Below are 23275 nucleotides of genomic sequence, written 5' to 3'. Positions count from 1 at the left end.
CAGAGCCCCACACATACGGACGTGTAAAGTGACGCGTCAGGCCGCGTCATAAATTCATCACATCGTGCTCGAATCGTTCTTTATCTCCTATGGCCTTATTCCTTATCTTACTGCGATAGTTGTATATCGTAGCCAAAGAATACCCCAAGAAATGGGCAATCTTATTACTGTCTGTCACTCCCAAGCGAATCAATGCGAAGATGCGAAGTTCAGTAGTCAACAGTTCGCCCGATTTAGGATATATTCTTCCTTCTTCTATCAACAATTTATTAAAAGAAGGGATAAAATGAGGGAATAACTCCAAGAAGGATTTATCAAATTCATTATAAAAGTCTTTCCGCTCGTCACGGATAAACTGTTCCGACTTAATGGCTTTAAACAAATCATCTATGCGGGATGCCATCGCCATTTTTGCCAATGAGCGGCGGTAGAGCTCCAACTTATCAAGATAAATCACACATCTGTCCAGATAACGGGCAATATACACTTCTTTTATCTTACCGGTCTGCTCCAGTTCGTCATTGACATCGGTCAACCGCTTGTTAGCCAAACTTAAATCTCTACGCATGGCCGACAGTTTCTTCATCCATCTATACAGATAGAAAATTGCAGCAATGAGAAAAAGAGACAAAAGGCTGACACTAATCAACAGGGTACGAGAAATCTGACGCTCCCTTTGTTCCTTCAATTTATAAGCCTTGTCAATGATGGGAAAGAACTGAGCCACTTCGATAAAGCGTAGCCGGGCATTGCACGAAACGGCATCCTCCATCGAGCAATTCAGATATTTATATGCACGGTCTATATCTCCTTTTTCATACATCAGTTGGGCTAGTTTCTGCAGAGATGCATACTCTTTTGTGGCAGACTCCAAATCAACCACAGCGGTCAAGGCCAAATAATAAATCTGTTTATCCACATCCTCAGTCACATCATACACCTCGGACAACGTATAATAGATATATGCCTTCTGTCGCTTATCAGGGTTCTGCTCCAACAGGCCATTCAGAATAACCAGTGAGCTGTCCGGTTTACCTATCACCATGTACTTCTCCGCCAACACGATATCCCTGTCCACTCCCGGATATGCCGTTGCCAATATGGAATCACGATAAGCATCAGTCCTCTCCAGATACTTTTGCTTTTCCTCCGTATTGGTCGTATAGTCGGCCACCCAACCGTAATAAGCCCGGAAAGTACGATAATAATAATTCAACGGTCCCTGCTTCAGCACTTGGGGATTAATCTGCCTCAACTGTTCCAATGACTCATTATACATCCCCATCACTCCCATAACCTCAGCACGATTGATGATGATTTCGTTTTTCAACTCAGGTTTGTCAAGCAACGGAAGCAAATGCATTTTCTCATTTATATAATATAAAGAGGAGTCTGCCTGATAATGCAGATAAAGATAAAAAAGCGACCCGCAGAGTTCATACTTCTCCCCATGGTCCTTGGACCGGTGAAGCCGAGCCTTTATTTCATCAATTTCTTTTTCTTTCTCCACATGGAAAGAATGCTTTTCCTCTATGACTCTATCCAGCTCTTTCAGCACAGATTCATTAGGTCCTTTCCCTGCCATCAAAGTCATCGGACAGATAAAAAGGAGCAATATAAGACAATATGTGATTTTTCTCATTCCGTATTAATTAAGTATTACACAAATATATAAAGATAAGTAATTAAAATAAAGAAAAACAAGAAATATATTTTCATATCCATTTATATTTTCCATTAGGCCGAACGGCATAAATCCACTAATAATCAATCACATAAGGGCAAAATACATTTATATTTTTATTCTACTCCTAAAAAGGGATTCATTACTCTCCTACATTTGCAACACCAAGCAAACCGAATAACATTAAATACTATATATTATGAAAAGAAGCTTTATACTTATGACACTGCTCGCACTCTTCGGCTTACAGCACACCACGTCTGCAGCCATTATCAAGAAAGTTGCCCCAACCTTCTGGTGGGCAGGTATGAAAAATCCCGAATTGCAAGTATTATTGTATGGCGATAATATCTCGTCAAGCGATGTGAGTATTTCCTCCAAAGACATTCTGTTAAAGGAAGTAATCAAACAAGAAAACCCGAACTATCTTCTCTTATATATGGATTTGTCGGAAGCGGCTCCCCAATCTTTCAATATAACGTTGAAACAAGGTAAAAAAGAAACTGTTGTCCCTTACGAAATCAAACAACGTAGAAACGGTGCTTCCGATGTAAAAGGATTCAATGCCGGTGACGTACTTTATCTGATTATGCCGGACCGTTTTTCTAATGGTGATCCTTCGAACGATATTATCCCGGGAATGCTTGAAGCAAAAGTAGACCGTAATGAACCGTTTGCACGCCATGGCGGTGACTTGAAAGGTATCGAAAATCATTTGGATTACTTGGACAAACTGGGTGTCACTGCCATTTGGCTCAACCCTATCCAAGAAAATGATATGAAAGAAGGTTCATACCATGGTTACGCCATCACCGACTACTACCAGGTAGACCGCCGCTTCGGTAACAACGAAGAGTTCCGCAAACTGGTAGATGCCGCTCACGCCAAAGGAATGAAAGTAGTAATGGACATGATATTCAACCATTGCGGCAGTGAGAACTATCTCTTCAAAGATATGCCTTCAAAAGACTGGTTCAATTTCAGAGGAAACTATGTACAGACTTCTTATAAGACCGCCAGTGTACAAGATATACATGCCGCTGACTATGAGCGCAAATTGGCAGTCGACGGTTGGTTCACCGAATCAATGCCCGACTTCAACCAACGCAACCGCCATGTAGCAAACTATCTGATTCAAAGCAGTATTTGGTGGATTGAATATGCAGGTATCAACGGAATTCGCCAAGACACACATCCATACGCAGACTTTGATATGATGTCAAATTGGTGTAAAGCCGTCAATGAGGAATATCCCGACTTCAACATCGTGGGTGAAACTTGGCTGAACAGCAATGTACTTGTTTCTTTTTGGCAAAAAGACAGCAAACTTGCCGCACCCAGAAACTCAAATCTCCGCACAGTGATGGACTTCCCCCTGATGGAGCACATGAACCGGGCTTTCGATGAAGAGACAACCGACTGGAACGGAGGATTATTCCGCCTTTATGATTATCTGACACAAGACCTTGTCTATGCAGACCCCATGAATCTGCTGATATTCCTCGACAACCACGACACTTCACGCTTCTACCACAACGATGAAGACACCAAGAACCTGAACCGCTACAAACAAGCACTTACTTTCTTGCTTACTACCCGCGGTATTCCTCAGATTTATTATGGTACAGAAATATTAATGGCGGCAGACAAAGCGAATGGCGACGGCCTCCTCCGTTGTGACTATCCCGGCGGATGGCAGGGAGATCCACGCAATTGTTTCCAAAACGCCAATCGCACCGCTCAACAAAGAGAAGCATTTGACTATATGCAGAAATTGTTGCAATGGAGAAAAGGAAATGAAGCTATCGCCAAAGGAACACTAAAACATTTTGCACCCAATAAAGGAGTATATGTATACGAAAGAAAATATGGAAACAAATCGGTTACTGTATTTATGAACGGCAACGATAAGGAACAATGCATTGATTTAACTCCTTATAAAGAAATATTGCCACAGACATCTGCCGCTGATGTTTTGACGGGTACTAAAGTTGATTTAAGAAAAGAATTAACGCTATCCGGTCGTGAGATATTGATTTTAGAGTTCTGATATAGTTCACTTTGATTTATATTTATCGGATGTTGCAAATCAGACAATACATTAATATTCAATCAGATAACATTAAGCAAAGAATAAATTCATTTATATTTTTATTCTTGTGAGATTTTTGAATATACAAGAGCCTTACATTTGCAACATCCGAAACAAAACAGAGTTAGGAAACTTGTTAGCTTATAATTTAATACCATAGTTATATGAAAATTAAAAAGAAACTTTCACTCATTGCATTCATTTGCATTTCATTCATAGCAAATGCACAGCAAAAACTTACATCACCGGATGGCAATCTGGAAATGACTTTCCACCTAAATGGAGAAGGCGCCCCCATTTATGAACTGACCTATAAACAAAAACCTGTCATCAAACCCAGCAAACTGGGGCTGGAATTGAAAAAAGAAGATGCCGATGCTAAGACAGACTTTGAATGGACAGACCGTAAAGATGCCGACAAACTTGATTCTAAAACAAACCTATATAATGGATTTGAGCTGAAGGATGCCCAAACTTCTACTTTTGACGAAACTTGGCAACCGGTATGGGGAGAAGAAAAAGAAATTCGCAATCATTACAATGAGCTGGCAGTAACCCTGAACCAGCCGGCAAACGATAGGTATATCATCATACGCTTCCGTCTTTTCAATGACGGGCTGGGCTTCCGCTACGAATTCCCCCTGCAGAAGAACCTGAATTATTTTGTTATCAAAGAAGAACGTTCACAATTCGGTATGGCAGGAGACCATACTGCTTATTGGATTCCCGGAGATTATGACACGCAGGAATACGACTATACCGTTTCCCGTCTGTCTGAAATCAGAGGTTTGATGAAGACAGCCATTACCCCCAACTCTTCACAAACCCCATTCTCGCCCACAGGTGTTCAAACGGCCTTGATGATGAAGACAGACGACGGACTGTATATCAATCTTCACGAGGCAGCATTAATCGATTATGCCTGTATGCATCTGAATCTGGATGATAAGAACATGGTATTCGAATCATGGCTGACTCCCGACGCACAAGGTGATAAAGGATATATGCAGACACCTTGTTCTTCACCGTGGCGCACCGTCATCGTGAGTGATGACGCACGCAATATCCTTGCTTCACGTATTACTTTAAATCTGAATGAGCCTTGCAAAATTGAAGATACATCATGGATTAAACCGGTGAAATATATCGGTGTTTGGTGGGATATGATTACCGGTAAAGGTTCTTGGGCTTACACAGACGAACTTTCCAGCGTGAAATTGGGAGAAACCGATTATTCTAAAACCAAACCAAACGGAAAGCATTCTGCAAACACAGCTAATGTGAAACGATACATTGATTTCGCGGCTCAGCACGGTTTTGACCAAGTATTGGTAGAGGGATGGAACGAAGGTTGGGAAGACTGGTTTGGCAAGAGTAAAGATTATGTTTTCGACTTTGTGACTCCTTATCCCGACTTTAATGTGAAAGAACTTCAGAACTATGCGGCAAGTAAAGGTGTTAAACTAATGATGCATCATGAAACTTCGGCTTCTGTACGTAACTACGAGCGTCACATGGACAAAGCTTACCAATTTATGGCCGACAATGGTTATAACTCGGTGAAGAGTGGTTATGTGGGCAACATCATCCCTCGTGGAGAACACCATTACGGACAATGGATGGACAACCATTATCTCTATGCGGTAAAGAAAGCAGCCGATTATAAAATCATGGTAAATGCACATGAAGCAGTACGCCCTACCGGTATTTGTCGCACTTATCCTAACCTGATAGGCAACGAATCGGCTCGCGGAACAGAATATGAATCGTTTGGCGGAAATAATGTTAATCATACTACTATACTTCCGTTTACCAGACTGATTGGAGGACCGATGGATTACACTCCGGGCATCTTTGAGACACATTGTAACAAGATGAGTCCGACGAATAATTCACAAGTACGCTCTACGCTGGCACGTCAGCTGGCATTATACGTCACCATGTACAGTCCATTGCAAATGGCTGCTGACATTCCCGAAAACTACGAACGCTTCATGGATGCGTTCCAGTTTATCAAAGATGTGGCAATAGACTGGGATGAAAGTAAATATCTGGAAGCCGAACCGGGAGACTATATCACTATCGCCCGCAAAGCCAAGGGAACAAATGACTGGTACATTGGTTGTACAGCAGACGAAAACGGCCATACATCCAAACTGACATTTGATTTCCTCGAACCGGGAAAACAATACATCGCTACCATATATGCTGATGCAAAGGACGCCGATTGGAAAAACAATCCGCAGGCATACACTATTCGCAGAGGCATTTTGACCAGCAAGAGCAAATTAAACTTGCGTGCAGCCAGTGGCGGCGGTTATGCAATCAGCATTAAAGAGGTGAAAGATAAATCAGAGGTAAAAGGAATAAAGAGGTTATAAATTAATTGTAATTATCGAAAAGACCGTTTTCAATAGGTATTTATTAAAGTAAAAAACATGAATAAATAACTTAACTTTAAATTTAAAGACATGAAAAGAAACGTGATGTTTAAAATCCTACTCATGATAGTAGTGGGATTGTTCTTGTCCCTAGACGCATTTGCCCAGCAAATGACGGTTAAAGGAATTGTCAAAGATACAACCGGCGAGCCGATTATCGGTGCCAATGTTGTAGTGAAAGGAAGTAGCAACGGTACAATTACCGACTTCGAAGGCAACTTCCAATTCAACGCCAACAAAGGCGATATTATTGTGATTTCATTTATCGGTTATCAAGCACAGGAAGTACCTGCCGCTGCTAACCTGAACATTATTCTGAAAGATGATACACAATTATTGCAGGATGTAGTGGTCATTGGTTATGGTACCGTTAAAAAGAATGATGCAACCGGTTCTGTAACAGCCATTAAGCCAGACCAATTGAGCAAAGGTATTACGACCAATGCACAAGACATGTTGTCCGGTAAAGTTGCCGGTGTCAGCGTTATTTCCAACGACGGTGCTCCCGGCAGCGGTGCCCAGATTCGTATCCGCGGCGGTTCCTCTTTGAATGCCAGCAACGACCCGTTATTGGTTATCGACGGATTGGCTATTGACAATCAAGGTATCAAAGGTATGTCAAACGGTCTGTCAATGGTCAACCCTGAAGATATCGAAACTTTCACTGTATTAAAAGATGCTTCTGCAACAGCTATCTACGGTTCACGTGCATCCAACGGTGTAATTATCATCACTACCAAAAAAGGAAAGAGCGGACAAGCACCGAAAGTGAACTATAACGGTTCTATTTCTTTGGCCACCACTCAAAAGCGTTATGACGTACTGGATGGAAATGAATACCGTGCTTACGCCCAGCAGTTATGGGGAGATAAATATCCCGCAGAAATGGATACAGCCAACACAGACTGGCAAGACCAGATTTTCCGTACCGCTGTAAGTACTGACCATCATGTATCTATCACCGGTGGATTCAAGAATGTTCCGTATCGCGTATCTGTAGGTTACACCAATGAAAATGGTATTATCAAAACTTCCAACTTCCAGCGTTTGACTGCATCTGTCAATCTTGCTCCGTCATTCTTTGATGACCATTTAAAATTCAACATCAACGCCAAATACATGTATGGCAAGAACCGTTACGCCGATTCTGGTGCAGCTGTAGGCGGCGCATTGTCTATTGCTCCTACTCACCCTGTTTATGGAACAGGAGATGCATTTAAATTCTCAGGCGGCTACTGGCAGGATATGCAGGCAACAGACGGTTTCAGTGATAAAGACTGGACTTATACGACAGATAAAAATACTCCTCAAAACCCGTTGGCTGCGCTGGAACAACGTAATAAGAAAGCAAACAGCAACGACTTTGTAGGAAATGTAGAAGTAGACTATAAAGTTCATTTCTTACCGGACTTGCGTCTTCATGCCAGCATCGGCGGTGAATATGCAGACGGTGATGAACGTGAAATTGTTTCTCCATATTCATACACCAATAACTATTACGGATGGAATGGGTTGTCTACCCAGTATAAGTATAATATATCCTACAATGCTTATGCACAATACATCAAGTCTCTTGGCGCACACGATTTCGACATCATGGTCGGCGGTGAGGAACAACACTTCCACCGTAATGGTGCTGACGGCGTAGGTCAAGGATGGGATGCTTATAAGAACGAACCGGTAGATCAGGCATTGCGCAGTCAAAAAGCTTATGCTACACGCAATACACTGGTTTCTTTCTTCGGACGTTTAAACTACTCTTTACTGAGCCGCTATTTATTCACGTTCACTATGCGTTGGGATGGTTCTTCACGTTTCAGCAGCGACAACCGTTGGGGTACATTCCCTTCATTGGCTTTAGGCTGGAAGATAAAAGAAGAAAGCTTCCTTAAAAATGTGAACTTCCTTTCTGATTTGAAACTTCGTCTTGGCTGGGGTATCACAGGACAACAGGATATAGGTGATGACTTTGCATTTCTTCCTCTGTATGTGACGAGTGATGACTATGCACAATATCCTTTTGGCGATACCTACTACAGTACTTCACGCCCCAAGGCTTTCAACACAGATTTGAAGTGGGAAAAGACAACCACCTGGAACGGCGGTTTGGATTTTGGCTTCCTGAATGGAAGAATATCAGGCGCTATTGACGGATACTATCGTGAAACAGAAGACTTGCTGAACAGTGTCAAGATTCCTGTAGGAACTAATTTCAATGCACAGATGATGAAGAATATCGGTTCTTTAAAGAATTACGGTGTGGAATTCTCCATCAATGCCAAGCCAATTGTATCCAAAGACTTTACATGGGATTTGACTTACAACGTTACTTGGAACCACAACGAGATTACCAAGTTAAATGGCGGCGACGATAGTGACTACTACGTTGAGACCGGTGACAAGATATCTAAGGGTAACAATACCAAGGTTCAAGCAAATAAAGTAGGCCATGCAGCCAACGCTTTCTATGTTTACCAACAAGTCTACGATGAGAACGGAAAGCCTATCGAAAATATGTTTGTAGACCGCAACGGCGATGGCAAGATTAACAGTGCCGACAAATATATCTATAAGAAACCGGCTGCCGACGTATTGATGGGTCTGACTTCCAAAATGCTGTATAAAGACTGGGACTTCAGCTTCTCTTTACGTGCAAGCCTCAACAACTATGTCTATTATGACTTTTTGAGCAATAAGGCAAATGTCAGTGCTTCCGGCCTGTACACAAACAATGCATACGTCAATACAACCAAAGAAGCCATCGCTCTTGGTTTCACAGGAAAAGGCGAATACTATATGAGTGACTATTTCGTTCGCAACGCTTCATTCATCCGTTGTGACAATATCACGTTGGGGTATTCTTTCAAAAACTTACTCCGGTCACAAGCCTATCAGGGAGTGGGCGGCCGTGTATTTGCTACCGTACAGAATCCGTTTGTCATTTCTAAATACAAAGGACTCGACCCGGAAATCAAAAGTGGTATAGACAGCAGCCCATACCCTAGAGCAACGACATTCTTATTAGGTGTCAGCCTTCAATTTTAACTTAACTTTAAAACGAAATAATCATGAAAACAAGATATTTTAAAAAGATATTCGCCTCAGCACTAGTGGTCGCTGCCATTCTAGGCACCAGTTCGTGCATTAATGATTTGGATATTAGTCCGATTGATCCTCAATATGCTCCCAGCTTCGACCAGAATGATGTATTCGTAAAAGAATATGCATTATTAGGTTTGACAGGACAAAAGGGTCCGGCCGGATCAGCCGACCTCGACGGACAAGATGAAGGTGAATCAGGCTTTTACCGTACCATCTTTAACTGCAACGAATTGCCAAGTGACGAATGTATCTGGGCTTGGCAGACCGACGTAGATATTCCCCAGTTGACAAACATCGGTTGGAACTCTTCCAGTATCCGTACCGAATGGGTATATGTCCGCTTGGGATACAACATCACACAGCTCAACTTCTTCCTCGACCAGACAGAAGGAAAAGACGATGAAGAAACAATGCGCCAACGCTCTGAAGTCCGCTTCCTGCGTGCATTACATTATTTCTACTACCTCGATTTATTTGGTAAAGCTCCATTTAAAGAGCACTTTAACAATGAACTTCCGGTTGAAAAGAAAGGCAGCGATTTATATGCCTACATTCAGAATGAGTTAAGCGAGTGCGAAAGTGCCATGTATGAACCACGCCAAGCCCCATTCGGCCGTGCAGACAAAGCAGCAAACTGGCTACTGCGTGCACGTCTGTATCTGAATGCTGAAGTATATACCGGCAAAGCAGATTATGCCAACGCAAGGGATTATGCAGACAAAGTAATCAACTCATCTTATAAGTTATGCCCTGAATATCGTTTGCTGTTCATGGCAGATAACGATGAAAATGCACAGGCAATGCAAGAAATTATCCTGCCTATCCGTCAGGATGGTATCAAGACACGTTATTATGGAGGTTCCACTTATTTGGTCAATGGTACCCGCACTGCCGGTATGCCGCGTATGGGTACTACCAATGGATGGTCTTGTATCTTCTCACGCGCAGCATTGGTTAAGAAATTCTTCCCTGATCTTTCTCAAGTGCCGATGTTGCCCGGTGACATTGAAGTGCCCGCCGCAGAGAATATCAACACAGATGAGAAAATCGATGCTTTCGATGCTCAATATGGTACAAGAACGGTAGATATGATTAAAGCGGCAGGCGATGACCGTGCCATGTTCTATTCAGGAATCGGTGGCGGCATCCGCAAAGTCGAGACTGATGTCATTTCCGGTTTTAAAGACGGGTTATCTATCGTAAAATGGCAAAATATCCGTTCAGACGGACAGCCGACACATCATACAGAATATCCTGATACCGACATTCCTTTGATGCGTTTATCTGAAGCCTATCTGACCCGTGCCGAGGCAAAATTCCGCTTGGGAGAAGATGCAACCGAAGATATCAATACTCTTCGCAAACGCGCCAACTGCACCAGACTTGTTCAGACGGTGACTGAAAAAGAAATTATTGATGAATGGGCACGTGAGTTTTATCTGGAAGGACGTCGTCGTTCGGACTTGATTCGTTTCGATATGTTCACCAGCAATAAATACTTGTGGGATTGGAAAGGCGGATCAGCAACCGGAACTTCTGTTTCTTCTTTCTACAATGTTTATCCTATTCCGGCATCGGATATGAATAACAATCCGAACATGTCACAAAACACAGGATATTAATCAGTAGTTTCCGTTTAACAATTAAAGTATGTACATTATGAAAAAGATATTCAACATATTGCTTCTTGCTGTAGTCACCCTATCCGTGTTTACAGCATGCGAAAAGGACGATGACAGCAATCCCGTTCTAAACGAGCCGACCACCTTTTCACTCAACCTGCCGCCATACGCAGCTAGGAATGTGTACGATTTAAAAAATTCGAAGACAGTAGAACTGACTTGTTCACAGCCTGATTATGGTTTCCCGGCTGCCACAACATACAGTGTCCAGGTGGCGCTTGATTCTGAATTTACAGAAAAGACAGAAGAAAGTGAAGCGAACTATACCGAATTGGCTACAACTTATTCTACAGCCAAAATGGATGTAGTGGCATCTGAACTGAATACGGCTATCATAGAGTTATGGGCTGCCCAAAATGAAGGAGTCGATTTCCCGACGACGCCAATTAGCGTCTTTATCCGTCTGAAGGCTACCATTACAGGCAGTGACAGAGGGGTGTGCATTTCTAATGTAATAGTATTGCCGAAAGTACTGGGCAACGCATCCAACGACAAATTAGAAACACCCCAAACCATGTTCCTCGTTGGTTCTATGCTTGATACAGAATGGACTATCTGGAAACCAATGGTACAAGTCAGCGGTTTGGACGGACAATTCTGGAGACTGATTTATTTCGCAGCCGGTGATGAATTCAAGTTCGGAACCAAAGAGAAAGAATATATCGGTTCGGACGATACCCGTTTAACAATTACAGACAAGGCCGAATCCGGTGTTACCGGCACCAACAGCGGCAACATAACTGTCAAGAATGCCGGTTGGTATGTAGTCTTTATCAAAGCAGCAGTAAAAGGCAGTGATTATGCATTTAGCATGACATTCTATCCGGGCGAAATATACCTGTTCGGAGCAACCAATGGCGGAACATGGGACTATAGCGACACTTGGAAATTCACTACCCCTGACAGTAAAGACGGTTCATTCGTCTCTCCTGCCATGACAGCAAGCGGTGAAGCCCGTATCTGCGTTAAGACGGATGTCGATTGGTGGAGAACCGAATTTACACTCTGTAACGGTGAAATCTTCTATCGCGAAAACAATCCGGTCAATGACAGTTGGGGTAAAGATGTAGGTCCTAAGTATTCTATTCAGGGAGCAGCGGGCAAAACCGTCCAACTCAACTTCACAGCCGGAACAGGAGAACTAAAATAATAACCTTAAAACGAAAGATTCATCATGAAAAAACAATTTATATACGCAGGAATGTTTCTATTAACCATAGGATTCTCTGCATGTAACGAAGATTTTAAGGACTGGGCTGACCCCCAGTCCAATCCCCAAGAGGATAATGCAGAACAAATGACTGCTACTTTCGCAACAGGTAAAGATGCTCATATTATCATGGACGAAGCTACTGCCGACTCTGTGGAAATCGTGAAATTAACTTCAACAACAGCCGTGGAAGGTAGTACCATTACTCTCAGCTCTTTATCATTCAACGATGATTACTCTTTACCCTTCACAGCCAAAGACGGTACTGTAAAAGTTGCCTTGGCCCAACTGGACAGCATTACCCAAGAAATATATAAAAGCCGTGCCAGTGTAGAACGCAGCCTGCGCGCCATTGTCAAGGCAGCAGCCACAACCCCGGCAGGAGACGGTATCCAGCTTTCGGGCAATGAAGTGAATATCCTACTGAAACCGGGATCCACTCCCGAGGTAGACCCGAAAGGTTACTATGTAGTAGGCGCATTCACCGGTTGGAATGCAGTCGGTGCTTTGCCCATGACACCCGATCCCAACAATGAGAATGTCTATACATTGGAAACCGAAACAACAGAGGCTAATCAGAACTTTAAGATTTTCCCGGCTGCCGCCATCAACGGTCAGGAAATCGACTGGTCACAGGCGTTAGGAGCGAAAAAAGACGGTGACACGGCTGCCGAAAACTTCCTGACCTGGAAAGTGGGTGATAAAGAAGCAGGAGCCATCATGGTGGAAGAAGCCGGTAAAATCAAGATTTCAATCAATGTAACCGATTTCCGCTATTCAGTAAAAGACAATAGCGCCCCCACAGAACTCTATATGACCGGAAGTGCATATAATTGGGGCAAGATATGGAAACAGCTTGTTCCTGTCAACGACACAAAAGGGGCATTCTGGGGCATTTACTATTTCGCAGCTAACGACCAAGTGAAATTTGCTCCGCAAGCTGATTGGGGTAATGACTTCGGTTTTACCGCCACTATCTCGCAAGCGTCTGTCGACCGTGCCGAATTGTCAGATTCCGATGGAAATATCAAGGTAGGCAAGGAAGGCTGGTATCTGGTCTATGTATCGGTCATCGGTAATAACCGGGTGGTAGAGTTTGAAACACCTAATGTATATCTGATGGGAGATACTTCTTATGACGGCTGGAATGCTCAGTTAGTAGAACAAGACTTGTTTATCATCCCCACAGAAGCAGACGGTTCATTCGTCTCACCGGCATTCGCCAAGGACGGAGAAGTCCGTATATGCGTACATCCCGAAGCTGCCGCCGCTGACTGGTGGAGAACAGAATTTATCATCCTGAACGGTAAAATCGAGTATCGCGGCAACGGTGGAGACCAAGACCGAGTACAAGGGAAAACCGGTCAGAAAGCATATCTGAACTTCTCAGACAACACCGGAAAAATAGAATAACCAGTATACAGATTAAAAACCTTGAAAGCCGTCCTTCGTCCAAAAGGACGGCTTTTTTAATAGACACCCATTATGAAAAAATATAATTATTCCCTTCTATTAGGGTTATTGTTTTCCTGTTTATTCGCTGCCTGCTCGGATAACGACAAAGACGATTTTACGATAGAAGAAGTGGAGGGGCTGAATTACTCTCCCCAAACGCCGGATGCCGACCAAGCGCTGACCATTACTTTCAAAGCACCAACGTCGTCCGCCCTGTTCGGATACAAAGGTGATGTATATATCCATACCGGCATAGTGAGCGAAGGCGACTGGCAGTATGTCCCGGCCGAATGGAACCAGAATACAGACAAATGCAAGATGGTAAAGCGAGAAGACAATGTATGGAGCATCACTCTGGAACCCAGCATACGCGATTGGTTCCATTCGGACAAGACACCGATAGAAAAACTGGGTATCGTCATCCGTAGCTCCGACGGCAGTCTAAAAGGAATCGGCAACGACTCCTTTGTAAAAGTAACAGACAACAAATACCAGGAGTTTGCACCCGCCGAAATCAGATATGCCTCCCTTCCGGAAAATGTAGAAGAAGGCATCAACATCATCAATGCCAATACCGTAACCCTTGTGCTCTATGATAAAGACACCGAAGGTAACCACAAAGACTTTGCACACGTCCTCGGCGACTTCAACAACTGGGAGCTGACAAATAACGATAACTGCCGGATGTATCGCGATGATGCTGCCGGTTGCTGGTGGATTACACTGAACAACCTCAACCCATCCAAAGAATATGCATTTCAATACTATACAGGAACCCAAGAAGGTGAAGTAATCCGCTTGGGAGATGCCTATTGCGAAAAAATTCTTGACCCGGAGCACGACAATGATATCCCGGCATCTGTCTATCCCGACAACAAGACTTATCCCAAAGACGGAAAAGGAATTGTCTCGGTATTCAAGACACAAAGAGACAACTATGCCTGGAGTATACCCGATTTCAAGATACAACACCCCAAACAACTGGTTATCTATGAAATGCATCTGCGCGATTTCACAACCGATCATACCATCAATGGCGCTTTGCAGAAACTGGATTATCTGAAAGCCATGGGCATCAATGCCATCGAGCTGATGCCTGTCCAGGAATTTGACGGCAATGACAGTTGGGGCTATAACCCTTCCTTCTATTTTGCCCTCGACAAGACATACGGTACCCCTAAAATGTATAAAGACTTCATCGATGCCTGCCATCGGAAAGGCATAGCCGTCATTCTTGACGTCGTATACAATCATGCGACCGGAAATATGCCTTTTGCCCGATTGTATTGGGACAATGCAAAGAACAAGACTGCCCGAAACAATCCTTACTTTAACACAGACGCCCCGCATCCTTACAGTGTTTTCCAAGACTTTAACCACGAAAGCCCATTGGTGCGCAAGTTCGTCAAACGGAACCTGAAGTTCCTGCTGGACGAATATAAAATAGACGGTTTCCGCTTCGACCTCACTAAAGGTTTCACCCAAACCGCATCTACCGAAGCCACCGCCTCCAACTATGATGCAAGCCGCATAGCCATTCTAAAAGACTATAACTCGGCAGTCAAGGCAGTCAAAAGTGATGCATTCGTCATATTCGAGCACTTTTGTGACAACAAAGAAGAGCAGGAATTGGCAGCCGACGGAGTATACCTATGGCGCAACATGAACAATGCCTATTGCCAGTCTGCCATGGGCTGGAAAGAAGATAGCGGTTTCACCGGACTATATGAAACCACCCCCTCATGGGTAGGCTTTATGGAGAGCCACGACGAAGAGCGCATGGGCTACAAACAAACCCAATGGGGAAATGGAGTGATTCGAACAGACCTCTCCGCCCGCATCAGCCAACTAGCTGCCAACGCCGCTTTCTTCTTTACCGTTCCGGGCCCCAAAATGATATGGCAGTTCGGTGAGCTGGGATACGACTTCAGCATCAACAGTAACGAAACAGGAACAACCGTTAACGAAGAATACCGTACATCGCGCAAACCCATCCGTTGGGATTATTATGAAAACGCCACGCGCAAAAAACTTTATGAAATATATAGCCAACTAATTGCCTTGCGCAACGAGAAGCCATCCTTGTTTGAAGGGAACGCCACCCTGACATGGAGAGCTGGTGCGTCCGATTGGGACCAAGGGCGTTCCCTCTACCTCAGCGGACTTACCGGAGAAGCTATTGTTGTCGTCGGCAACTTCAGCAATGCCGATACGGACGTTACCTTCCCAGGTCCCACAGGCGAATGGAGAAACTATTTCACCGGACAAAACGAGACTGTAACGGAGAAAGTCACTGTCCCCGCCAATCATTTCATTCTGTATACCCGTTTCTAACCGATTCGGGTACAGAATAAAATATAAGTGAAGAAAAACCATTTATTATCAAAATAAATGTCTGAATTGTTTCTCATTCAAATCTTATTATGTACATTTGCCGAGCATTAAGTATTCTCATAGAAGAACAATATTACTTTTCCAACTTTATTCGCATGGTGACTAACGTAGAAATGTTTATCTTCATAAGATTCCTTATCGCAGAATTTCCCTATTTTATTATTAAAACATTTATTTTAAAATGAACATTTTTATCGCAGGACTGAGCTATAATTTGGGCGAAGCCGAACTAGAAGAATTATTTGCAGAGTATGGAGAAGTAGTTTCAGCCAGAGTTATCATGGACAGAGAAACAGGCCGTTCTAAAGGATACGGATTTGTTGAAATGACTGAAGATGAAGCCGGAAACAAAGCAATCGAAACACTGAATGGTGCAGAAGTTGACGGAAAGACATTATCGGTATCAGTAGCACGCCCCAAGACAGAAGGTCCGCGTCGCAGCTATAACAACAACGGCGGCGGTGGATACCGTGGCGGAAACCGTGGTGGCGGTTATGGCAACAGAGACAACAACTACGGCGGTGGCAATAGAGACAACAATTACGGTGGCGGCAGAAACAGATATTAATCTGTAGAATCCCACTTCATATATCAGACGTGCGGAGATGCTGAAAAGTATCTCCGCACGTTCTGTTTATAGCTAAAAGACCGGAATCGTATAAACCAATCCGATGGAGAAACGCTGAGTGTCGGGACTCACTGCTCCCAAGGCTTTGGCACGTTCCGTCAAATGATGGCCTTTATAAAGCATATGGGCAAATATCAGCAATTCACGGTTACGCATCGGGAAATACTCCACACAAGCCTGAGCATTCCAAGTAGTACGATAAAGTCCTTTCTCGAAGATTCCATTTGCCTTGTAAACACTTGCCGTTTCATAAGCCCCCTTCACATACACATTCCAATTGGGATGAATGCGATAGTCAAAATTGGCAATGGTACTGAAGTACTCCGCATTCTCGGCTGTAGTAGGCGTCAACACTGCCGGCCCTTGCAAATCGCTGATAATACCTTTGCTATCCAGCCCTTCGCGGGAGTACATCAAATCAACATAGGCAACAATCGGGCCTTTTTCATACACGTTTCCCGCAGTCAGGTAATAAATATTCTTACCCTCAGCTAGTTGTCCCCATGCGGCGGCATATCTCAGTTGGAGTGCTTTATCTATAAAGAGACCGTTCCAATTCAGGGTGGTTATAATAGGAATCTTTGTCTTGTTGACTCCGGCAGGAAGCCCATAAACATAAGTATCAGCATCTTCACCGCTACGATTATTAAGCACCTGCAACACCAGCTCTTGAGTCGGCGAGAAATTGAAAGTGCCCGTAACTCCTGCCTGATAAGCGGCCACATTATCATTAAATTCACTGAACTCCCTTACCTTGATAGCGTTTACATAATATTCATAACCGCCCAGAGAGAGAAATTGCTTACCCACTGTCAGGTTGAACTTATCGGACATTTTCCAATTCATATAGGCATACTCGATGGAAGAGGAAAGGTTATCCAGTGAATGCGGATTACTGTATTTATTAAAAGACTGACGGAAATGATAAGAGAAGTCCTTCGTGAAAGAACCTAATATCTCCAGACGCACACGATTCAACTTAAAAGCTGCCTCATCCAGACTGCCGTCTGTAAAGTAAGCAGCTCCCGAAGTATAAAACTCCAGATTCATGTGTGCCGATAAGTTGGGATTACTATTAGGGAATATACGCCCCAATAAACTGCGGATGGAATCATCCGGGCTGATTAAAGGCTGCTCTTGTGCGCAAACAGAACATACAGTGCACAACAGGATACAGCATGATAAGAATGTTCTTTTCATAATGTATTTTTTAGTATTAGATTTAACAAAAAAGGCGAGTGCCGGCCTCCATCCGGCAAATCATCAGGCGGACTGAATCAAATCAGTCCCCTCTTCTCAAGCTCTTCGGCAGCTATTTCCATTTCTTTATACCACTCTTCGCCAAATTTACGAATCAATGGCTCTTTCAAGAACTTATAAACAGGCAAATTCTCTTTCTGCCCCAGCAGGACAGCAGCCTTGCAAACATCCCAACGATGATAGTTTACGGCCTTGTAAGGGCCATAATCACCAATACGTATGGGATAAAGATGGCAGGAGACAGGTTTATAGAAATCAGTCTTCCCGGCTCGATAGGCTTTCTCAATAGCACAATAGCAATACCCTTTTTCATCATAACAAGTAAAGACACAATCCTTGTGATTGACAATAGAAGTCACCAAGTCGCCCTCTTCATCGGTATAAACCACACCCTGCTTATCTATCACAGCGCGCGCCTCGGGAGACAGTTCCTCCCAAATAACCGGAAGCACCTCTTCCAACTTCTCCACTTCATCCAACTCTACCGGAGCACCGGCATCGCCTTCTATACAACATTCACCTTTGCAAACATCCAAATTGCAAAGAAACTTTTCACGAAATACATCCAGTGAGATTACTACATCATCTATTTGTACCATTGTTTATTCTACTCTTCTTTATTTTATAGGATATGTTATTATAATTAATCGTTCTTCATCTCCTCCGCACAACTGATAACTTCCCCCAAAGGCTTTCAGATAAAGCCGGTTGATGGCATGGCGAATCCCCGCCTCCTGCCGGTCCTCGCTTTCCCAAAGAAGCGGACTGTTAACCACTATCAGTTTCAGGGCGTCATCCGTTTCACGCCTTAAGGTATAGCTCACCACTTGATAGGCTTTATTTTCTTTCGGCGGCATCAGCACGGAAGACAGCAGCTGAGTAAAGCGAGATACATCCATCGAGACCGGTAAAGTATTCGTTTCCTTGTGAAAGACCACCTCCACCGTATGGTTGCTTTCCATTTCCACCATCAACTTCACATCCTTGCACAACTGCACCAAATCATACACCTGCACATTGAATTTCATCATTCCCGATTCCAAACGCGCAAGGTCAAGAATATTAAATATCAGATTGGTCAGCTTTTCGGCATTCCGCTTGATAGCTTCCGAGAAATCCTGCCGCTGTACCTCCGTCAAACCGGTCTCGCTACACAGACGGTCAGACAGGCTCACCACCAGATTAAGCGGAACACGTATCTCATTTGTTATGTTATGCAGAAAAATATCTTTCATCTTGTCGGCAGCCTGAGCCATAGCATACGCTTCGCGCATTCCCTTTTCCGATTTCATCAGTTCACGGCGGATATGCAGCAACTGTACAATGCCTGCCACCAAAAACAGAAGGAACAAAGACCCGCCGCCTACCGCAACCTGCCAGAAACGTCTGACCCCCGCCTCCTTCTCAAACAGTGCCCTCTGAATCCGATAGTTAGCCTGAACAGTTTCCTCATTCATCTTCAAGGCCACCTGATTGAGAGAGTCACGCATCAAAGCCGCAACTTTGTAAGTCTCTGCCGCCTCTTGATATCGTCCCGCCTGCATATAAGCGTCTCCCAACAACCTTCGCATCTCACTCTCATACATAGGTTGGGTACCTTTGAAAGCAGCCAGCACCAACTTATATTCAGCGAAACATTTCTCCCATTCTTTTTTCAAACTGTAATATCCCGCCCATGAAAAATGATAATTAATAATAGCCGAGGAGAATAAATCCTCACTATAAAATTTAGCAGCTTCCTCCAAATGCTCCTTTAACTCTTCTGCACTCTCTTCCGCCAAATAGACTTTGCAATACAACAGTTCTATCTCAAGCAAAACCTTTCTATAGCGTTTCCTCAAAGAATGGTTCTTCTTTATCGCCCGATTGATTATGTTGCGTTGGGTTTTCAATTCTTCCTTCATCTCAGGATATTTACCCATCAGATAATAAGAACTTGACAAATATTGCCGTACCATCAACTCATCCTGTATCGTCAAAGGCGAAGTCTGCAACGCCTTTTTATAACGTTCAATCGCTTTCTCGGTATTCCGGGCAAAGGCATTTACCTTTCCTTCCGTCACATACGACAAGAATATTCCATGGTCTGCCTCCAGACGGACGGCTTCCCGGCGCATATTCTGCGATTCTTGAATGGCATACTCCGTATTTCCCTCCGAAGCTTTAAACTGAAGAAGATAATGCCATGCCTGAAAATAGACTTCGTACTCTCCGCAACGGTAACAGGCATCCTTCAACAAGTCAAACGTCTTTTCCATCATTTCCCCATTCATCCGGAACGTATAATAACGGAAATATTCATAACGGAGCTCCGATTCGCTTTTTACATCTTTCACCTCCGCTGCCAGCACCAATGCCGTATCAAGTAATTCCGCCGACCAATCTTTATCTATATTCTGCGTAAACACTTTGTGGAGAAACAACGTACGTGTCGTATCTGCGGGCATGGAATGATAAATACGGAAAAGGCTGTCACGCAAAGCGTTATCGTCTAAAGCATGTACAGAAACACACGCCATTATGGTGCAGATATATACAAATAAGACTCTTTTCATTGCACCACCCTTCCTTCCTGTGTTAATGGATGGGTAAACACCAGACGTGCCCCACCCGTATATGCCTGATCCACCCAAATATCTCCACCCAGCCGGTTGATAATCAATTTACAGATAGACAACCCCAACCCTGTGCCCTGCACGCCTTCATGCAATTTTTCAAAACGACCGAATATGGCTTTCTGCTTCTCCACAGGAATGCCGCATCCCGTATCCATAACCGAGAACTCGGCCCAGCCACATTCATTCACCTTTAATGCCAATGTGATGCTGCCCTCTTTAGTGAACTTTGTCGCATTCACCAACAGATTGATCAGAATTTGTTGCAGACGGCACAAATCGGTTTCGATTGTCAACATAGGGACTTCCGTTTTAAAATCAATCACGGCAGAAGTCTGCTTGATATTGCCCAGCATCCTCACCACGTTGCGGCAGAGAGCCACAACTTCATGAGAGCCCACATCAAACTTCATATTCGTAATGTCCAGACATGAGATATCCACCACATCACCTATCAAGTTAATCAGCAGATTGGAATTTAAATGAATGACATCATTGCATTGGGCCCGCGTCGCCTCGTCCAATTCCTGAGTAGTGAGTAGCTCGGAGAAACCGGCCACCGCATTCAGAGGAGTCCTGATTTCATGGCTCATATTAGAAAGGAACAGGCTTTTGTTACGGATAGACTCCTCTGCCAGTGTTTTCGCTTCTTGATATTGATTCCTAGACTTTATCAATTTCCTCCTCTCCCTTCCCAAATAAATCAAACCGCCCAAAAGCAGTGACAAAAGGAACAATAGAACTCCGAAAATCAGTTCCCACAAGCGAGTCTGCTGCCGATTGGCCTGCCACTCCAGTTCATCAATAGAATATTTTTTCCGCATATCCTCCACCCGGTCCACAGTACAGGTCCGGAAGAGCGAGTCACTTCTTTCTATCAGTTTACTATATCCCTTGGCAGCTTCTTCATAATCGCCTCTTTCCATCTTTTGCTCCGCATCAAGCCAGTACAGACTATCTCCACCTACCTCTTCTGCATCAAGTGGCAAGAACGACAACCCAAACAAAACAAATGCCAAAGATATCAACCGTTTCATTTTACTAATTTGTGTAACAATGACAAAGGTAACCTTTTAAAAGAAAGAATCAATATGTACATCATAAAAAAAGAGGTGTTTCAAGAAACTATATGTTCTCAAAACACCACTTCGGTTCAGAAATATTGAAAATGATTACTTAATCAAATCTTTTCCTGTCATTTCTGCCGGCTGTGACATACCCAGAATATGCAGGATAGAAGGAGCAACGTCTGCCAACACACCATTTTCCACTTTTGCATCCTTATTGGAAGTAACGTATACAAACGGAACAGGGTTCAATGAGTGAGCCGTGTTAGGAGTGCCGTCTTCATTCAATGCATGGTCGGCATTACCGTGGTCGGCTATGATAATAATTTCATAATCATTGGCTTTGGCTGCTTCCACTGTATCTTTCACACATTCGTCAATCGCCTTGACAGCTTTCTCTATTGCACCATAAATACCGGTGTGACCTACCATGTCGCCGTTGGCATAGTTCACAACAATAAAATCGAACTTTTGAGTATTGATAGCTTCCACCAGTTTGTCTTTCACTTCGTAAGCGCTCATTTCCGGCTTCAGGTCGTAGGTAGCCACCTTCGGCGATGGAACCAGAATACGTTCTTCAGCATCATACGGAGTCTCACGGCCACCGTTGAAGAAGAAAGTCACGTGAGCATATTTTTCTGTTTCAGCGATATGCAACTGAGTTTTGCCGTTAGCTGCCAGATATTCGCCCAGCGTGTTCTGCACATTTTCTTTATCGAACAAGATATGTACTCCCTTGAAAGATGCATCATACGGAGTCATGCAATAGAACTGCAAGCCCGGAATAGTATGCATACCCTGTTCGGGCATATCCTGCTGAGTCAAAACAACAGTCAATTCTTTAGCACGGTCATTACGGTAATTGAAGAAGATAACCACATCACCTTCTTTAATGGTGCCGTCTACTGTAGAGTTGTTAATCGGTTTGATAAATTCATCGGTAACACCTTCATCATAAGACTCCTGCATAGCCTGAACCATGTCGGCAGCCTGTTTTCCTTTACCCTCAACCAACAAGTCGTATGCTTCTTTCACACGTTCCCAACGTTTGTCACGGTCCATAGCATAGAAACGGCCTACGATAGAGGCAATCTTTCCGGCTGACTGTTCGCAGTGCGCAGTCAGTTGTTCGATAAAACCTTTACCGCTCTTCGGGTCGGTGTCACGGCCATCCATAAAACAGTGAATAAATGTATTCTCAAGACCATATTCTTTAGCGATATCGCAAAGTTTGAACAAGTGATCGAATGAACTGTGTACACCACCGTTAGAAGTCAATCCCATGAAGTGAATGTTCTTGCCGTTTTCTTTAGCATAAGAAAAAGCAGAGACAATCTCAGGATTCTTCATGATACTATTGTCAGCACAGGCACGGTTAATCTTTACCAAATCCTGGTAAACGATACGTCCGGCACCGATATTCAAGTGTCCTACTTCAGAGTTACCCATTTGTCCATCAGGCAAACCAACATTTTCACCGCTGGCCTGCAATTCAGAGTGCGGATAATTAGCCAACAGACTATCCCAATAAGGAGTAGGAGTATTAAAGATTACATCGTCTTTACCTTGGTCGCCGATACCCCAGCCATCAAGAATCATTAAAAGGGCTTTTTTGCTCATAATCTTATTTTTGTTTAAAGTTTAT

The 23275-nt window shown here is 43.6% G+C and carries 14 protein-coding genes; 8 read left to right on the top strand and 6 right to left on the bottom strand.

Annotated features, from left to right (window positions below):
* Positions 1–46: 46 nt before the first annotated feature.
* Positions 47–1642, bottom strand: a complete 1596-nt coding sequence (locus QYT14_RS12610) for a DUF6377 domain-containing protein (protein ID WP_237038696.1) — start codon at positions 1640–1642, stop codon at positions 47–49.
* Positions 1643–1883: 241 nt separating this feature from the next.
* Between QYT14_RS12610 and QYT14_RS12605 the strand changes: the two genes are divergently transcribed.
* From QYT14_RS12605 to QYT14_RS12570, 8 genes are all read left to right on the top strand, one after another.
* Positions 1884–3734, top strand: coding sequence for a glycoside hydrolase family 13 protein (locus QYT14_RS12605; protein WP_288325115.1), 1851 nt, complete (start codon positions 1884–1886; stop codon positions 3732–3734).
* A 206-nt stretch (positions 3735–3940) separates the two neighbouring features.
* Positions 3941–6157: a glycoside hydrolase family 97 protein gene (locus QYT14_RS12600; RefSeq protein WP_288325113.1), complete on the top strand. Its 2217-nt coding sequence runs from the start codon at positions 3941–3943 to the stop codon at positions 6155–6157.
* Positions 6158–6247: 90 nt separating this feature from the next.
* Positions 6248–9262: a TonB-dependent receptor gene (locus QYT14_RS12595; RefSeq protein WP_288325112.1), complete on the top strand. Its 3015-nt coding sequence runs from the start codon at positions 6248–6250 to the stop codon at positions 9260–9262.
* Between the two features lie 23 nt (positions 9263–9285).
* Positions 9286–10941: a starch-binding outer membrane lipoprotein SusD gene (gene susD, locus QYT14_RS12590; protein ID WP_288325111.1), complete on the top strand. Its 1656-nt coding sequence runs from the start codon at positions 9286–9288 to the stop codon at positions 10939–10941.
* Between the two features lie 37 nt (positions 10942–10978).
* Positions 10979–12151 (top strand): SusF/SusE family outer membrane protein, encoded by a 1173-nt coding sequence (locus QYT14_RS12585; protein ID WP_288325109.1) that lies wholly within the window; start codon positions 10979–10981, stop codon positions 12149–12151.
* 24 nt (positions 12152–12175) lie between these two features.
* Positions 12176–13624 (top strand): DUF5115 domain-containing protein, encoded by a 1449-nt coding sequence (locus QYT14_RS12580; RefSeq protein WP_237038702.1) that lies wholly within the window; start codon positions 12176–12178, stop codon positions 13622–13624.
* Positions 13625–13696: 72 nt separating this feature from the next.
* The gene (locus tag QYT14_RS12575) at positions 13697–16000 is read left to right on the top strand and encodes an alpha-amylase family glycosyl hydrolase (RefSeq protein ID WP_288325107.1); all 2304 of its coding nucleotides are present in this window, start codon (positions 13697–13699) and stop codon (positions 15998–16000) included.
* Positions 16001–16241: 241 nt separating this feature from the next.
* Complete coding sequence (locus tag QYT14_RS12570; protein ID WP_288325105.1) at positions 16242–16628, top strand: RNA-binding protein; 387 nt, start codon at positions 16242–16244, stop codon at positions 16626–16628.
* Positions 16629–16700: 72 nt separating this feature from the next.
* On the opposite strand, the gene QYT14_RS12565 is transcribed toward QYT14_RS12570, so the two are convergent.
* From QYT14_RS12565 to gpmI, 5 genes are all read right to left on the bottom strand, one after another.
* Entirely contained in the window at positions 16701–17888 is a 1188-nt protein-coding gene (locus tag QYT14_RS12565; RefSeq protein ID WP_237038709.1) for an OprO/OprP family phosphate-selective porin, read from the bottom strand.
* A 77-nt stretch (positions 17889–17965) separates the two neighbouring features.
* Positions 17966–18547, bottom strand: coding sequence for a DUF3109 family protein (locus QYT14_RS12560; protein WP_237038710.1), 582 nt, complete (start codon positions 18545–18547; stop codon positions 17966–17968).
* 18 nt (positions 18548–18565) lie between these two features.
* The gene (locus QYT14_RS12555) at positions 18566–20503 is read right to left on the bottom strand and encodes a histidine kinase dimerization/phospho-acceptor domain-containing protein (RefSeq protein ID WP_288325103.1); all 1938 of its coding nucleotides are present in this window, start codon (positions 20501–20503) and stop codon (positions 18566–18568) included.
* Positions 20500–21600: a HAMP domain-containing sensor histidine kinase gene (locus QYT14_RS12550; RefSeq protein ID WP_288325101.1), complete on the bottom strand. Its 1101-nt coding sequence runs from the start codon at positions 21598–21600 to the stop codon at positions 20500–20502. The genes QYT14_RS12555 and QYT14_RS12550 overlap by 4 nt, the downstream gene beginning before the upstream one ends.
* 135 nt (positions 21601–21735) lie before the next feature.
* A complete protein-coding gene (gpmI, locus tag QYT14_RS12545) occupies positions 21736–23250 on the bottom strand; it encodes a 2,3-bisphosphoglycerate-independent phosphoglycerate mutase (RefSeq protein WP_288325099.1) in 1515 nt (504 codons plus the stop codon).
* Positions 23251–23275: the final 25 nt, after the last annotated feature.

The organism is uncultured Phocaeicola sp. (assembly GCF_948499155.1).
Taxonomy (GTDB): domain Bacteria; phylum Bacteroidota; class Bacteroidia; order Bacteroidales; family Bacteroidaceae; genus Phocaeicola; species Phocaeicola faecalis.
Note: the sequence above shows the minus strand (reverse complement) of the source record. Positions and strands in the feature narration are given on the sequence as shown.

What these genes read in the sequence shown, in the direction of transcription:
- QYT14_RS12610 (WP_237038696.1), bottom strand. Translation starts at nt 1,642, where the DNA reads ATGAGAAAAATCACATATTGTCTTATATTGCTCCTTTTTATCTGTCCG.
- QYT14_RS12605 (WP_288325115.1), top strand. Translation starts at nt 1,884, where the DNA reads ATGAAAAGAAGCTTTATACTTATGACACTGCTCGCACTCTTCGGCTTA.
- QYT14_RS12600 (WP_288325113.1), top strand. Translation starts at nt 3,941, where the DNA reads ATGAAAATTAAAAAGAAACTTTCACTCATTGCATTCATTTGCATTTCA.
- QYT14_RS12595 (WP_288325112.1), top strand. Translation starts at nt 6,248, where the DNA reads ATGAAAAGAAACGTGATGTTTAAAATCCTACTCATGATAGTAGTGGGA.
- susD (WP_288325111.1), top strand. Translation starts at nt 9,286, where the DNA reads ATGAAAACAAGATATTTTAAAAAGATATTCGCCTCAGCACTAGTGGTC.
- QYT14_RS12585 (WP_288325109.1), top strand. Translation starts at nt 10,979, where the DNA reads ATGAAAAAGATATTCAACATATTGCTTCTTGCTGTAGTCACCCTATCC.
- QYT14_RS12580 (WP_237038702.1), top strand. Translation starts at nt 12,176, where the DNA reads ATGAAAAAACAATTTATATACGCAGGAATGTTTCTATTAACCATAGGA.
- QYT14_RS12575 (WP_288325107.1), top strand. Translation starts at nt 13,697, where the DNA reads ATGAAAAAATATAATTATTCCCTTCTATTAGGGTTATTGTTTTCCTGT.
- QYT14_RS12570 (WP_288325105.1), top strand. Translation starts at nt 16,242, where the DNA reads ATGAACATTTTTATCGCAGGACTGAGCTATAATTTGGGCGAAGCCGAA.
- QYT14_RS12565 (WP_237038709.1), bottom strand. Translation starts at nt 17,888, where the DNA reads ATGAAAAGAACATTCTTATCATGCTGTATCCTGTTGTGCACTGTATGT.
- QYT14_RS12560 (WP_237038710.1), bottom strand. Translation starts at nt 18,547, where the DNA reads ATGGTACAAATAGATGATGTAGTAATCTCACTGGATGTATTTCGTGAA.
- QYT14_RS12555 (WP_288325103.1), bottom strand. Translation starts at nt 20,503, where the DNA reads ATGAAAAGAGTCTTATTTGTATATATCTGCACCATAATGGCGTGTGTT.
- QYT14_RS12550 (WP_288325101.1), bottom strand. Translation starts at nt 21,600, where the DNA reads ATGAAACGGTTGATATCTTTGGCATTTGTTTTGTTTGGGTTGTCGTTC.
- gpmI (WP_288325099.1), bottom strand. Translation starts at nt 23,250, where the DNA reads ATGAGCAAAAAAGCCCTTTTAATGATTCTTGATGGCTGGGGTATCGGC.